This is a genomic window from Corynebacterium tardum (assembly GCF_046717785.1).
Classification (GTDB): Bacteria; Actinomycetota; Actinomycetes; order Mycobacteriales; family Mycobacteriaceae; genus Corynebacterium.
Genome location: NZ_CP177106.1, coordinates 1 through 13,615, shown reverse-complemented (window position 1 = coordinate 13,615; position 13,615 = coordinate 1). Strand labels below are relative to the sequence as shown.

Annotated in this window: 11 protein-coding genes and 2 pseudogenes; 4 read left to right on the top strand and 9 right to left on the bottom strand. The window is 56.0% G+C overall.

The features are described from left to right. Window positions 1–389: 389 nt before the first annotated feature. The 7 genes from ACLI1P_RS13215 to argS form a co-directional block, all read right to left on the bottom strand. Window positions 390–656, bottom strand: a complete 267-nt coding sequence (locus tag ACLI1P_RS13215; protein WP_208937154.1) for a hypothetical protein — start codon at window positions 654–656, stop codon at window positions 390–392. Further along, window positions 653–1,243, bottom strand: coding sequence for a ParA family protein (locus ACLI1P_RS13210; protein WP_208937155.1), 591 nt, complete (start codon window positions 1,241–1,243; stop codon window positions 653–655). Before ACLI1P_RS13210 ends, ACLI1P_RS13215 begins: the two co-directional genes overlap by 4 nt. Window positions 1,244–1,372: 129 nt before the next feature. Next, window positions 1,373–1,639, bottom strand: a complete 267-nt coding sequence (locus ACLI1P_RS13205) for a ribbon-helix-helix domain-containing protein (protein ID WP_208937156.1) — start codon at window positions 1,637–1,639, stop codon at window positions 1,373–1,375. A gap of 77 nt (window positions 1,640–1,716) precedes the next feature. Beyond that, window positions 1,717–2,784, bottom strand: a complete 1,068-nt coding sequence (locus tag ACLI1P_RS13200; RefSeq protein WP_411709744.1) for a hypothetical protein — start codon at window positions 2,782–2,784, stop codon at window positions 1,717–1,719. A gap of 1,008 nt (window positions 2,785–3,792) precedes the next feature. Further along, window positions 3,793–3,999 (bottom strand): hypothetical protein, encoded by a 207-nt coding sequence (locus ACLI1P_RS13195; RefSeq protein WP_208937158.1) that lies wholly within the window; start codon window positions 3,997–3,999, stop codon window positions 3,793–3,795. A gap of 600 nt (window positions 4,000–4,599) precedes the next feature. After that, window positions 4,600–5,166, bottom strand: a complete 567-nt coding sequence (locus ACLI1P_RS13190) for an arginine repressor (RefSeq protein ID WP_208937159.1) — start codon at window positions 5,164–5,166, stop codon at window positions 4,600–4,602. Window positions 5,167–5,180: 14 nt separating this feature from the next. After that, on the bottom strand, window positions 5,181–6,827 hold the full coding sequence (argS, locus tag ACLI1P_RS13185; protein WP_208937160.1) for an arginine--tRNA ligase: 1,647 nt from the start codon (window positions 6,825–6,827) through the stop codon (window positions 5,181–5,183). Between the two features lie 546 nt (window positions 6,828–7,373). Here argS and arcD point away from each other — a divergent pair. The 3 genes and pseudogenes from arcD to ACLI1P_RS13170 all read left to right on the top strand — a co-directional run bounded on the left by arcD (window position 7,374) and on the right by ACLI1P_RS13170 (window position 10,781). Continuing rightward, window positions 7,374–8,869: pseudogene (gene arcD, locus ACLI1P_RS13180) on the top strand (arginine-ornithine antiporter). Between the two features lie 72 nt (window positions 8,870–8,941). Then, window positions 8,942–10,189 carry an arginine deiminase gene (gene arcA / locus ACLI1P_RS13175; RefSeq protein WP_208937162.1) on the top strand — a complete coding sequence of 416 codons (1,248 nt, stop codon included), beginning with the start codon at window positions 8,942–8,944 and terminating at the stop codon, window positions 10,187–10,189. A gap of 298 nt (window positions 10,190–10,487) precedes the next feature. After that, window positions 10,488–10,781: a ribbon-helix-helix protein, CopG family gene (locus ACLI1P_RS13170; protein ID WP_208937163.1), complete on the top strand. Its 294-nt coding sequence runs from the start codon at window positions 10,488–10,490 to the stop codon at window positions 10,779–10,781. Here ACLI1P_RS13170 and ACLI1P_RS13165 read toward each other — a convergent pair. Further along, on the bottom strand, window positions 10,778–11,818 hold the full coding sequence (locus ACLI1P_RS13165; RefSeq protein ID WP_411709746.1) for a recombinase family protein: 1,041 nt from the start codon (window positions 11,816–11,818) through the stop codon (window positions 10,778–10,780). The two genes, ACLI1P_RS13170 and ACLI1P_RS13165, sit on opposite strands and share 4 nt — an antisense overlap. A 15-nt stretch (window positions 11,819–11,833) precedes the next feature. Between ACLI1P_RS13165 and ACLI1P_RS13160 the strand changes: the two are divergent. Further along, window positions 11,834–12,022 (top strand): annotated as a pseudogene (locus ACLI1P_RS13160) (hypothetical protein); the annotation flags it as partial. Window positions 12,023–12,166: 144 nt separating this feature from the next. Here the strand turns inward: ACLI1P_RS13160 and ACLI1P_RS13155 are convergent. Beyond that, on the bottom strand, window positions 12,167–13,615 hold the full coding sequence (locus tag ACLI1P_RS13155) for a replication initiation protein (protein WP_411709745.1): 1,449 nt from the start codon (window positions 13,613–13,615) through the stop codon (window positions 12,167–12,169).

Genomic DNA, 13,615 nt, shown 5'->3' with positions numbered 1-13,615 from the left:
GGCTGTGCTTTCTCCCAGAGATGTGCTGGGTGATAAGCGAAAGTCATCGGGTTGCCGCCCGGTGGCTTTCTTCGTTTTTCACTGTCTTTCACCGACTCTAAATGACACCGGTGTTATTTACTAGCCATGACACGCGAAAAATATACCTTTTACCTGCGGTTACGTATGGCTAGACATATGGCAAGACATACGTAACCGCGTTTCAGCTGCACAGGGCTGTCTGCGCATATTTACCAATACGCGGACTTTTCCCAGTTCAGACTGCGCTGATTTACCCTCACGCGTGCGCAAATTTACGCATACGGTGGCGAATTATCCAGAGCAACAGGGATACATCAATACAGGAATACAGGTGCCATAAACCTGTATTCCTGTATTGCTGTAAACCTTTATTTATTGTTGTGGACGTATTCTTCGAGGTAGGTGCTGACAATCTCGCGGATGGTCACACCTTTTTGGGCGGCGATGACTTTGAGTTCTGCGTGAAGGTCGCGGTCGATTTCAATGGTCATCTTCTTGACGTAGTCGCGGCCTGTGGGTTGGTGGAATGCGCTTCGCACTGTTTTCTTCTCTACTGCTGGGGTTAGCTTCGCGGTTTTCTTTGTCGAGGTTCGCGGGCCTTGCTGCGCCCTGGCGCGTTCTTTGCTGGTGCTCATTTCATCATCTCCATGAGTTCGTCGGCGACGTGGTCGTAGCCGTGCATGTCGGGGCCTGGGCAGTATCCGAACGCTAGGTGCATATCTTCGCGTAGCGGGATTTCGGTTTTAAAGTGCGGCATGTGTTCTTCATCGAGCGCTTCTCGTGCCGCGTCAAGGGCGCTGGTGCCTTTCCTGGCGAACGTCAGTAAGACTGCATGTGGTGTTCCGTTGACTGCGTCGCGCAGCTCCCATACTCGGGAGAGGTCGGCTGCAGCAGAACGGGTCGGAAGAATGATGAAGTCGCTGACTGCGATTGCTGATTCGATAGCGTTCTCGTCTCCTGGCGGCACGTCGATGAACATGAACTCATCGTCTCCGACGAGCGCTGCTTGCCTATCGACGCGCTTGGGGATGGAGAGTTCTACCTCAAACGGCAAGGGGTTTCCTCCATCCTCTGCGCGCTCAGACCATTCCAGTGCCGAGCCCTGCCGGTCTAGGTCTGTCACGGTCACGGTCTTTCCTCGGTGGGCGAAAACCGTGGCAAGAAACATCGTTGTGGTGGTCTTGCCAACGCCACCTTTGGCGTTAATGGCGGTAATGATCATGGCTTCTCCTAGGTGGATAAATCATTGCCCCTACCACTTTACAGGTTTAAGTAAATACTGCTTTACAGGTTTACAGTAATACATTTTTACAGGTATCTGTAGAGGTAAAATCGCAGGAAGATAGCGCTTTTAGTTTTCTTTATCGTCAGACTCGGCAGAAAGTCCAGCAAGCATGATTCGGTAAAACTCGTTTTCAATGCTCTTTTCTTCGAAGTCCGCAGCGACGTGTTCCCAGTGGTATTCCTCCAATTGGGGCAGCATCGCTGTTACTGCCATCTTGAGGTAGAAACCACGACTGCGTCCGGTGCGAGCACACAGTGTGTCTAGGCGTTCAATGATGTCCTCTGGCATACGTACAGATACCACGCGCCCGGAGGGGTGGGGTCCTTGAACCATTGACGTAAGTCCTTCCCCTGCCTATCGTAAACATTGTTTACCATATGTCCGGAGTCCACAAGGGCGAGCGAAATTTTCTACAGTTCCGGGCTGTCGTTCTCCGGGGTGTCATCGAGCCAGTTGTCTTGGTCGTTGTCGTAGTCGCTATCTGCGGCGGCTTGCTGGCGGATACGGGCCACCATTGCTTCATCTGCCGTGGAACTAATACCGAGTGAGTCGAGGAAGTCCAGGGAGTTCTGTAGCCCCTGCTCGTCGCTGCGTTGGGAGCGCAGTTCGTCTAGCTCGGTCTCAAGCTGGCGAATCGGAACAGTAAAGCTGTCACGATAATCCACGGCCTGGTCATAGGATGCAGCTACCTTGTCGCGCACGTTGATTGCTTCGTCTAGGAGGGCCTGGTCATTGTTGCCGTGGCGTAGCCTGCCGAAAAAGCCCCTCGAGTTCTTCGTGTCCTCGAACTCGCGCACTACAGCATCTTGCTTGGAATACTGCTGTCCGAGCTGTTTAACCTGCTGGTTAGCCTGGTCGTACTCACCGCGCAGTGTCTCAAGCTGATTGTTTACCCGTTCTATCTCGGCGTCGATACTCTCCACGGCGTCATTGGACGGTGTAGCGCTGTGCTCGTTGCTTGATTCCGGTTCGGGCACCTCGTCGGCGTTGTTGGCCTGGGCGCGGGCATGGAAGTCAGCAAAGCGCGCTTCACGTTTAGCGGCAAAGCTGCGCATGTACTCGCCCATTTCGGTGCCGACAAACGGGTTATCGGTGTCCGTTTGGGAAGGCTGGTTGACGAGTTTGGTCAGCTCCCAGTCCTGCTTGGCTTGCCCAAACAGTGCCTGGGGTGTCTTATCTCCTTGCTCGCGCATTCCTGCGGACACCAGCAGGTCGCGGGCGTATTCGGCAGACTCACGCCGTGCGACCTGATTGACCTGGCCGTGGCCGGTCTCGGTGTCCCCTGGCTGGGTCTCGGCGATATAGAGGAAGTTGCCCTCACGCCCACGAGTCATCGGCACATAGACACTGGCCTTGTCCAGGTTGTCAACCCCTGCCACCACACGGGCGACATCGACGGTCGCGCCTTGGGAACTATGACCAGTAGCGGCGTAGCCCAGTTGGGTGTGTTTATCGAGGTAGTCGCGGTTTAGTGTCACAGTGGCTAAATCATCATCACACCGTCGGGCTGTAATGGAACCGTCTTTCCCGATGGAATCAACGACCCAGCGTTGACCATTGCGGACGACATCGCCGTTGCTGGTCACCAACTTTGCATCGTTGCGACGAGTCAGGATGACATCACCGACACCGGCTTTCAGTCCATCAGACAAGCCCACCGACCGCGCGCGTTAGGAAACGTGTGGGGTCGTTTTCAGGATTAAAATCCGTCTGAACTCTTAGGTGGAAATTTAGTGGCTTAGGTCATAGTGTGACTAATGTGAATACCGTGGTTACGGCTCGTCGGCTCCGTCGTGAACTTCGTTCACGACGGCACAAACCCCCTCACGTACTACGCACAAGAACGCGATAGGCAACGCGGTGCTTATGGTCCTGGAGAAGAAGACATGCCCATATAACCTCATTGCGTCACTCGCTGAAATCAATGAGGGTATTAACACCTCTGTGACCTGGGGGTTTAAGCCAATGGATCATATGATCCATTGAAATTGGAGTAAAACCACTCCAATGCTGCATTGAAACCCCCAGGTCACTATATGTTTTCGCCTAGAAAAATACGGATGTAGCTGCAAGCAGCAAAATCAGCAAAAAGAGCATAAGGAGTTGTGGTGTCACCCCCTCCGAGGAGGGGGTGACAGTCGGCATAGCCGACACAACTGACAGCGGTGACCCGCTGTCACTAATCCGCCCACCTGAAGGTGGTCGGATTAGTCTTATGCTCTTCGCCACGAGACGTAAAAGCGGCCCTGATGGGCCGCGTGTAAAAGTTCACGTGGCAAACCCCTCACCGTGGCACCAGTCCTTCGGCTCCTGGTGCTCGTAACCGTGAACGTAACGGGTTTTTAACACCGTTACGTTCACACCCGGAGGGGTCCGGGGAGGGGCGTAGCGCCCTCCCTGGCAAGCCGGCCGCAACGCGGCCGCCCCGGAGTCGTCAGACGCAGGGGTTTGCTTGCCGCACATGTGTAAGGGAGAGAAAAGCCGCCTTAATCGAGCAGAATCATACGGGTGGAGTTGTAATCGATTTCGTCTGTTTCGTCGGTGCTTATCCGCGTGTCATCGGCCGGAGGAACGGTAAGCACTGGGCGGCTTAATTCAACGTCCTGGCAATGTTCATTAACCAAGTTGATTACGTGATCAGTTGCCTGCTCGGTGCTCGCTTCTTCGTAGCGAGCACCGGCACCGTAATTCATTCTTGTGCGATGAACTAAGTTATCTTTTCCCACACGGTACGCGGCTGCACAGCTTTCCGCCTGTAGTAGGAAACGGGTCTACGGGCTTAGTGTGGGAGTATTGCGAAACCCCCGCGCGCGCATTAGCCTAAAATACGACAGCACAGTTCACCTTTGAATTGCGGCTGCACAATAAAAAGGGCCCCAACCGACTGGTACTCGGTTGAGACCCTCGGGCCTAAAGACCCACGTGAAGCATCACCGCAATGAGCTTCACTGTTACGGTCGCAAGTGTTATGATCTTGATTGCCACATCGAGCCGCTTAAGCTTCGTGGCGTCAAGGTCTTTTCTTTTGCGACCGGGTGTATCCAATGAGTGCTTACCCATTGTCTACCTCCCCTTGCGTCGTAGGGTTGTCCACTCGCCTGAAAAAGGGCGCGCGGGACAGCCCACGTCACGCGCGGGCCACACCGCGCACCGACGAGGAAGTCACGCCCACACCCCACCACAGGTGGCGGGGCGTGATTGTGAACCAGCACTAACGCTAGCAGCCACCCCTGACGAGACCTAGAAGCATGATTCCACCCCTCCCTTGTAGAAGCTGCCCATAAGGGGACACTTCACTTATCGGTTGGTGTGGCGGGGGAAGACGCGCGCCCTTCGTCTAGCAAGTCGTCTGGGCGCACAGGGTTCTGCCCGTTGGTAAATCCGGCCAGTTCGGTGAGCAGCAGGAGCAACTCACTGATGGTGAATGGCTTCTTCGCAAAAACCAAGATTGTGTCGTCACCGGCAATAGAACCCAGGATTTCTGGCTGCCCCGACAGGTCAATGACGGAAGCGAGGTACTGAGCGCCCCCCGGTGGGGTACGGATAAAGACACCGGCATCGGTCTCCACCATCGACACAGCAATAGTCTTCAAGAGACGCCGCAGCCGGCCCCGCAGCCCCGGGTCGGCTGACAACCCAGCTGGGTGGACATCATCGACCACGTAATACGCGGGCCCCTCGAGTGGACGCATCTTTTTCGCGCCTAATTCGTTGAGGTCACGCGACAGCGTCGCCTGGGTGACCGAGATGCCCTCCTTCTCCAACAAAGACATGAGCTGATTCTGACTGTTGACGCGCTTACGGTTGAGGATCGCCGTGATGCGGTAGTGCCGGATTGGGCGTGTGATGTCTTCGTTCATCGGCGTCCGATCTCCTACATATGATCCGGCGCGCTCACGCCGCACAGGTGCAACCCCTTAGACAGAGTCAGCCACGCGGCCTCAACTAGACCGAGACGCGCTTTGTGGATCGGCTGTTCTTCCCCGCCCGCCTTGGGCAAGATCGGGTTGTGGGCATAGAAGCGGTGGATCACACCAGCTAGTTCCTCACAGTAACGAGCTACGCGGTGCGGCTCTCGTAACGCCGCGGCAGCCTTGTTCACCTTCGGAAACTCGGCGATGGTGCGGATCAACTCGCCATCAAGCTCAGTGCTAAGCAGGGAGTAGTCCGCCCCCTCGAAGCTCACACCGAGTCTGGCGGCCTTCTCCTTAAGAGAGTTCAGGCGCGTGTACGCATACTGGACATAATAGATCGGGTTACCATTTGACTTGGATGCCCATACCGCGATGTCAATGTCCAGCGTGGTATCGGTGGACGAGCGGACAAGAGCGTAGCGCGCTCCGTCGACACCGACGGCATCAACGAGATCGTCGAGGGTAATTACAGTGCCCGCACGCTTAGACATGCGCACAGCCTGACCATCTTTAAGCAGATTGACCATCTGGCCAATGAGCACTTCGATGGTGTCAGGGTCATAACCTAACGCACCGGCGGCGGCCTTCAGGCGAGAAACGTAGCCGTGGTGATCCGCACCCAGCATGTAAATGCACAGATCGTGGCCACGGCCAATCTTGTCTTCAATGTAGGCGATATCCCCGGCGATGTAGGCGGCATTACCATCAGACTTAATCACTACACGATCGCGATCGTCCCCGAAATCGGTGGACTTCAGCCACCAGGCACCGTCCTGCTCGTAGAAGTAGCCATTCTGTTTCAACTTTTCAATAGAGCGTTCCACCGCCCCGGACTCGAACAACGAGTTCTCGTGGAAATAGACATCGAAGTCTGTACCAAAATCGTGTAACGACTTCTTGATGTGTTCGAACATCATATCTACACCGTGAGAACGGAAGAACTCCTGCGCGTCGCTCTTCCCCAGAGCATTCGGATAGTGTGCGAGAATCTCACCAGCGATGTCGTTTATGTACTCACCTCCGTAACCATCCTCCGGGGTGGGCTCACCTTTTGCGGCAGCGAGTAGTGAACGGGCGAAACGATCGATCTGCTCACCGTGATCATTGAAGTAGTACTCACGGGTGACTTCAGCGCCGTTAGCCTCTAAGACACGTCCGAGGGAGTCGCCCACTGCGGCCCAGCGGGTGCCACCAATGTGAATCGGGCCAGTCGGGTTTGCAGAGACGAACTCAAGATTGACCGTAATACCAGAATAGGTGTCACTATCGCCGTAAGAGTCACCGGAAACGATGACATCGCTGATCAAACTACCCTGCGCCGCAGAAGACAAACGTATGTTGATGAACCCCGGACCGGCGACTGAGGCTTCGGCGATCTCCGGGTGATGGTTGAGGGAGTCCGCCAGCCACTGCGCGAGATCGCGGGGAGCTACACCAGTGCGCTTCCCAAGCTGCAGGGCAAGGTTGGTGGCGTAATCCCCGTGGTCTGGATTTTTCGGACGTTCGATAACGGGTTCCGCCGGAATGAGCAGATTATCCAAGTTATGCTGCGTAAAGACATCTTGCGCGCTCGAATAAACGAAACTGCTCAACTGGTTAGGGGTCATGCCGTCATGCTAGCATCCGCCCTTCCGCATTTAAGTGAGGGAACTTAATATTTTACGTAGCCTAGCTTCGGGTAGTCGCGGAAGCACCTCCCTTCACCTACCCCAAGAGGCTCGCCAAGCCGCGAAGGGGTTGCACCTTATGCAAACAGTCGCGGAGCATCCCCTTCACCCCCACACGCGGGTAGAAGAGATTGCCGACAGGGCGAGCTGTGAACTATCGCACCTTAGTTGCCCAATGATTGGATAACTTCAATAAAATGCAATCCCCCAAGCCGACAGTCATGGTCGGCGCGGACTATTGAGACCAAAAATATACACTCACTTTCATACTTCGGTGAATATTTACGGTTGCATTTACTCATTGCTGCGAAAACTGTAGCTAGAGAGATATCCAAGAACAACAGCGGTGCGAGACTCACTCAGTGCATGTAGCATTCGTGATGTCAGAAAATTTAACTTGCACCGAACGCATAAAAGCGTGATGGCCGATGTATGGATCCGTGGAGCGGGCGATGCAAGTGGCAAGCCTTCTTGGAAAGGATTCCCATGCCATCATCCAAAGTGGATGCCCCGAGTACCGGAGGCGCCTCACCCGGTGCTGCCGGGGACACTGGTCCCGACAGCGGCAAGCTCTCCCTGCTCGCCCTGATCGGCCTCGTTGTAGGGTCCATGATTGGCGGTGGCGTCTTTTCGCTACCACAAAACATTGCGGCCTCTGCCGCCGCTGGCCCGATCATCATCGGCTGGATCATCACCGGCATCGGCATGATCTGTCTCGCCTTCGTCTACCAGTTTCTTGCTAACCGCAAACCTGAGCTCGACAACGGCGTATACGCCTACGCCCGAGCCGGTTTTGGCGATTACATGGGATTCAACTCAGCGTGGGGTTACTGGCTATCCGCCTTGATCGGCAACGTCGGTTACCTCGTGCTGCTGATGTCGACCATTGGCAAATTTCTCCCCATTTTCGAGGGTGGAAACACTCTGCCCGCCATCATCGTCGCTTCGGTTCTGCTGTGGCTGAACCACTTGCTTATCATCAAAGGTATACAGACCGCGACGCTGATCAATACCATTACCACTATCGCCAAGATCGTCCCGATCTTCGCCTTCATCGCCATCGCCGCTTTTGGGTTCCACTACGACCTGTTCGTCTTCGACTTCTGGGGAGAGCAGTCCGGCCTGGGTAGCATCGTCGACCAAACGAGGAACATGATGCTCGTCACGGTATGGGTCTTCATCGGCATCGAGGGTGCCTCCATTTACTCCAAGCGCGCCCGTAATCGCAAGGACGTCGGTACCGCCACAATCGTTGGCTTCATATTCGTCCTCGCCGTGCTTGTCCTAGTCAATTTGCTGTCGCTCGGCATCATGCAGCGCGCAGAAATCGCAGAACTTCCCGATGCCTCCATGGGTGACGTACTCGCCGAGATCGTCGGCCCCTGGGGTGTCTGGTTCGTCAGCATTGCCGTAATCATCTCGGTACTCGGCGCTCTGCTCGCCTGGATTCTACTCTGCGGTGAGACAATGCAAATCCCAGGAACCGACGGGACGATGCCATCCTTTTTCGGCCGGCTCAACGAGAACGATGCCCCCGCGAACGCCCTGTTAGTTACCAACATCGTGACCCAGGTTGTCTTGCTGGCAACAATGCTGTCCTCAAATGTGTACTACGTGATGGCCACTTTCTCGGCAGCACTGATCCTGGTTCCTTACCTCCTGTCGGCGCTCTACGCCCTTCTCGTCACCAGCCGGGGTGAGACTTACACCGGTGACATGGCGCGGGGCCGCGCCAAGGACCTGACGGTCTCGATCATCGCCACGCTCTACGGTTTCTGGCTCATCTACGCGGCAGGTCTTGGCAATTTGGCACTGGCAACCCTGCTCTATTTGCCCGGCATCATTGTCTACATCTGGGCGAAGAAGAAAACGGCCAACGCCCGTACCTCAAACCCTTCGAGTACATTATCCTGGCAGTCCTCGTTCTTGGAGCCGCCTACGCAGTCTATGGCCTATCAAACGGCGCCATCTCCCTGCTCTAACCCACTCTTACCGCGCGGAACCTGAACGAAACCCGAACCACCCCGCACGGTCCACATTTGAAAGGAATAACAATGTCTGAAAAGTTCTCCGTTGGTGCCTGGTCTGAGGTTGGCAAGCTGCGCACCGTCATGGTGTGCGAACCGGGCCTCGCCCACGAGAGGCTCACGCCAACTAACTCGGCTTCCCTGTTGTTCGACGACGTCCTCTGGGTGGAGAAGGCCCGCGAAGACCACCGCAACTTCCAGCAGCAGATGCGCGACCGCGGCGTAAACGTCCTCGAACTTCATAAGCTTCTCGAGGAAACCGTGGCCGTACCCGAGGCTCGCGAGTGGATCCTCGAGCGCAAGATGTCCGCCAACCTAGTCGGCGCAGGTGTCGACGGAGAGCTGCGCGCTTGGTTGTCCGAGATGGACAGCATCCAGCTGGCCAAGTTTCTCATCGGTGGTATCGCTTTCCAAGACATCCCGTCCGATTTCGATGGCGCGGTCACCTCGGCGCTTGCGAAAGCCCACAGTGGCTCCCAGTTCCTCACCAACCCGCTACCCAACACGCAGTTCACCCGCGACACATCCGCCTGGATCTTCGGCGGCGTCACTTTGAACCCGATGTTCTGGCCCGCTCGCCAACAGGAAACTATGTTGGAAGAGGCTATTTACCGTTTCCACCCAGACTTCGCTGTGGCCGATTTCGAAATTTGGTACGGAGGTTCCGACAAAGCTCACGGCCTGGCCACCCTCGAGGGCGGCGACATCATGCCTGTCGGTAACGGCACTGTCCTAGTCGGCATGGGCGAGCGTTCCTCGTGGCAGGCTATCTCCCAGCTGTCGAAGAACCTATTCGAGAAGGGCGCAGCTGAGCGTGTTCTCGTCGCCGGCATGGCACCGAATCGCGCATCCATGCACCTCGACACTGTATTCAGCTTCCTTGACATGGACAAGATCACCGTATTCAAAGACGTGGTGGACACCATTCAACCGATCACCGTCCGGCCGGGTGATAGTGGCGAGCTCGATGTCACCGCCGAGTCCGATCACTGGAACGACGTCGTTGCCAAGGCCCTTAACCTCAAAGAACTGAAGGTTATCCCGACGGGTGGCAACTCTTATGCCACCGAGCGCGAGCAGTGGGATGACGCGAATAACGTCGTCGCCCTCGAGCCGGGTGTGGTCATTGGCTACGATCGCAACCTCCACACCAACAAACTCTTGCGCGATGCTGGTGTCGAGGTCATCGAGATCGGCTCTTCCGAACTCGGGCGAGGCCGCGGTGGTGGTCACTGCATGACCTGCCCAATCCTGCGTGACCCGGTCGAATACTAAAAGACCGTCCCAAGGATCTACTTTTTCTGTCTACGGACAGGGTTACGGTGGGATGCGGGATCGCTTCACGGAACCTCGGGCGCGGGTATGGCGTCCGAGGTTGGCGGTAGAGGCGATAGAAATCAGAGGGCAAGGAAGGCGAAGCCTTTCGCGCCAGCGCCACCCCGGCACCATGTGTAAACAAGTTTTACAAAAGGGCGGGAGACCACACGCGAAAACTGCCCTGTGCTTCTGACGCCATTATGTAAACATCGTTTACGGACTACCGCGAAAGTCACGTCAGGCAAGGAGTGAAGTCATGGCTACGCGTAAACAGAAACACTGGGTGGGACGCGGGCCGGTGATCTCCGTTCGCGTTGAACCCGAGTTAGCCGAACGCCTCGACGCACTCGCCGCACGCACTAGGCGAAGCCGAGGCACCTATCTCCGCATGGCGCTATGGGCCGCACTTCCACATCTCGAAACGATTCACTGGGAACAAGTCGCTGCCAACTACGAGCGTCTCGCTATCAAAGATGCGTTCGAGGAAATCACGCTCGGTTTTATGGAGCAGGCGCTCCAAGAAGATCGAGAGCGCGACAACAAGGACTAGTCGGCCAACGCCCGGTAGATCGTCGAGCGGTGCACACCTAACCGTCGCGCGATTTCTGTCACGGCAACACCCTCGCTTTTAAGTTGCCGCGCTTGGTCAATCTGCGAGCGGCTCAGGGAGGGTTTCCGCCCCTTGTAAACGCCGCGCTTTTTCGCCGCGGCGATCCCCTCCGCCTGGCGCTCACGAATAATGGCCCGCTCGAATTCAGCCAGCGAGCCAAGGATGCCAAGCATCAGATCAGAGCGCGGATCACTCCCTGCCCCAAACACCAGCGACTCTTTAACAAACCGCACCTGTGCGCTTTTATCGACAACCGCATCAACAATGCGACGCAGATCCACCATCGACCGGGCAAGCCGGTCGATACTTGCCACAACGAGAACATCACCCGCCCGGAGATAGTCCAGGCAAGCATCAAGTCCCGGACGATCAGCGTGACCTGCCGCCGATACCTTGTCCGTGAATTCTTTATCCGGTGTGCCTACTTCCCGGTAGATTTCCTCGGCCTGACGGTCGAGGCGTTGCCCCTGGCTAGAAACACGCATATAGGAAACAGTGACCGAAGACTGTGGTGCCTCCCTGCTCGGTTCGGTAAACGCAGGCGTCGCTTCGGAACTAGCGCGCGCCGCTGCTTTCTCTTCCTGCTCGACAAGTTTCGATGGGCGCTTTCCCCACGACTTACCGGCGTCCCAAAGCAGGTTGCGGGTTTCTACATCTTCTTCTCTTCCCCAACCGCCAGTCTCCGGGAAGCGCTGCTCGCCCTCGAAGAATCGGACTACCGACTTTCGCCTGTAGGCGCGAACAACCTTAACCATCGCAGACGGCTCCCCCATCAGATCAAGGTACGTCGCACACTTGGACTTTCCCTGCCTGCGGTAGGCCTCGCCACCATCCTCGATTACCCGATCACGCGGCACTTTCGTCTCGACATATTTAGTGTCGCCAGGCATGTAGTACGACTCACGGATACGAGCCTGCTTCGAGCCGAGCCGCACAATCTCCACAATCTGCTTCGGCCGACCACTGACCTCAAGCAAAGTCCCTAGCCGCTGAGACAAAACCCTTATGCCACTCTCTCTGCCCCCTTAAATGATTTAAGAGGGCAGCTTCAACCTGACCATGCTGAGGCTATCGCTAAGAAAATCTTTGACTCCGTGGCTGACGAGCTGAACGAAAACTACCCAGGTGGTTGTAAGCACGCAGAGGAGGAACTAAAAGCCTGGCTTATGCAGAGTAATTAGTTCACATTGCACGGTCTAGGAGAGCAGAGGAAGTCATGTTAAAAGCATATAAGCTGCCCTGCTCCCTCAAGGTTTTCTTCAAGTGAGGTTTTATATAACTGCCTAGCGGCAGGGGAACCGTATATTGCTTACGGCATTCACACCCTAAGGCTGTATCAGACCAGCTTTCTTTAGGGCAGAAATATGCCGAGCTACAGTGCTTCGTTCGCATCCAATTTCCTCGGCTATTTGCCGTGCGGTCGGGGCACTTCCGGTATCAAAAAGAGTCTGAGCATAGATAGACAAAACGCGTCCACGAGTGCTTTGGCCTTGAACAGACCGGCGCTTATTTGCTGCTACTAAAGCTTCTCGTTGTTCTTGCGCATATTTACCCTCAGGGTCTGTTTTCCAGCGCTCTGCTGATTTCTTGCCGCCCCTACGCCCCATGGTGGCTAGTGCTTTACGCTCACTACTGGTGGCTTTACCGGGTGCGCTAGAGCAGCTGTAGGCCTCGCTCTTGGACTGGGTGACATACCCGCGCACACGCCTAGCCATGGTTTGACGGTCGCGCATCGGCGGCATCTCGTTGTCGCGGCCTGCACCGCCGTGTGTGTGCGCGACGTTGTAGGCATGCTCATAGGCGTCGATGATTGCTGCGTCTGTCAGGCGTTGGCCTTGCTGGCGCAAACGGTGTCCCGTCTTAAGCGCATGCCTAAAGGCTGTTTCGTCGCGTGCTGCGGTGCCTTGGGCAATCCAGAGCACACGCACACCGTCGATAAGTTCCGGGTCGTACTGGTCGAGTCCACCGGCGATTTCCGCGTCTACGTCCTGGGCAAGCGCTTTGAACGCCTGGGCTTCCTCGCGGCGGGTCTTGACCGCGTTAATGAGTTCTCGGCCAGAGCTAAACTGCTGACGTGGGGCGGGGTTGAACTGGTCTTGTCCTGCCATATCCCTCACCTGCTTTATCAAGTCTCCAAGACGCATCACCCGGTTGTGCTGCCTATACCAACGATAAGCGGTAGGGGCCTTGCCTGTGTAGAACGGGTTTCGGCTAAAGCGATGGGCAAAGTGCGGGTCATGGTCTAAAAGCTCACCCAGTACGCGCGTAGTCGCAGCCAGCAACTTCATCTGCGCAGATTTGCCCTCATGGTCGGCGTATACGGGGTCAATCAGCCAAATGAACTGGGCTTTGCCGTTAGTTGGGTTAATACCCACCCAGGCCGGCCCGACGCTATGAGTAATCAATGAGCGCACCACGTCGCGAACGTACGGGTTTAAGTCTGCGGGGTCACCGCCTGCGGTACCTACTTGATCAACGTCTACGACTAGGACGGCAGCGTACTGCTTGGTGGTGAGCATGGCGTACTCGCACCGTCCTAAAGCATCAGTCTCGAAGCGATACATACGCGGCGAGTTCGTACCGTCAGCGTTGCGTCGATAGGCCTTTTTAAAGTCTCGTGTGACTGAACCGTGAAGTACATCGCGGCCTAGATGCTCGCGTAAAAGGTCGCGGTCACTGGCAGATGCTGGGGTGTTATCCAGCCCGCCGCGGTCTGGCTCGACACGGGTCGGTGTTTTAATATGCGCGTTCTGCGCGTAAGCCTGTAAACTCAT

Coding starts and splice junctions, on each gene's coding strand:
- ACLI1P_RS13170 (WP_208937163.1), top strand. CDS start 10,488: ATGGCTACGCGTAAACAGAAACACTGGGTGGGACGCGGGCCGGTGATC.
- ACLI1P_RS13205 (WP_208937156.1), bottom strand. CDS start 1,639: ATGGTTCAAGGACCCCACCCCTCCGGGCGCGTGGTATCTGTACGTATG.
- ACLI1P_RS13215 (WP_208937154.1), bottom strand. CDS start 656: ATGAGCACCAGCAAAGAACGCGCCAGGGCGCAGCAAGGCCCGCGAACC.
- arcA (WP_208937162.1), top strand. CDS start 8,942: ATGTCTGAAAAGTTCTCCGTTGGTGCCTGGTCTGAGGTTGGCAAGCTG.
- ACLI1P_RS13190 (WP_208937159.1), bottom strand. CDS start 5,166: ATGAACGAAGACATCACACGCCCAATCCGGCACTACCGCATCACGGCG.
- ACLI1P_RS13195 (WP_208937158.1), bottom strand. CDS start 3,999: ATGAATTACGGTGCCGGTGCTCGCTACGAAGAAGCGAGCACCGAGCAG.
- argS (WP_208937160.1), bottom strand. CDS start 6,827: ATGACCCCTAACCAGTTGAGCAGTTTCGTTTATTCGAGCGCGCAAGAT.
- ACLI1P_RS13155 (WP_411709745.1), bottom strand. CDS start 13,615: ATGAGTTTACAGGCTTACGCGCAGAACGCGCATATTAAAACACCGACC.
- ACLI1P_RS13210 (WP_208937155.1), bottom strand. CDS start 1,243: ATGATCATTACCGCCATTAACGCCAAAGGTGGCGTTGGCAAGACCACC.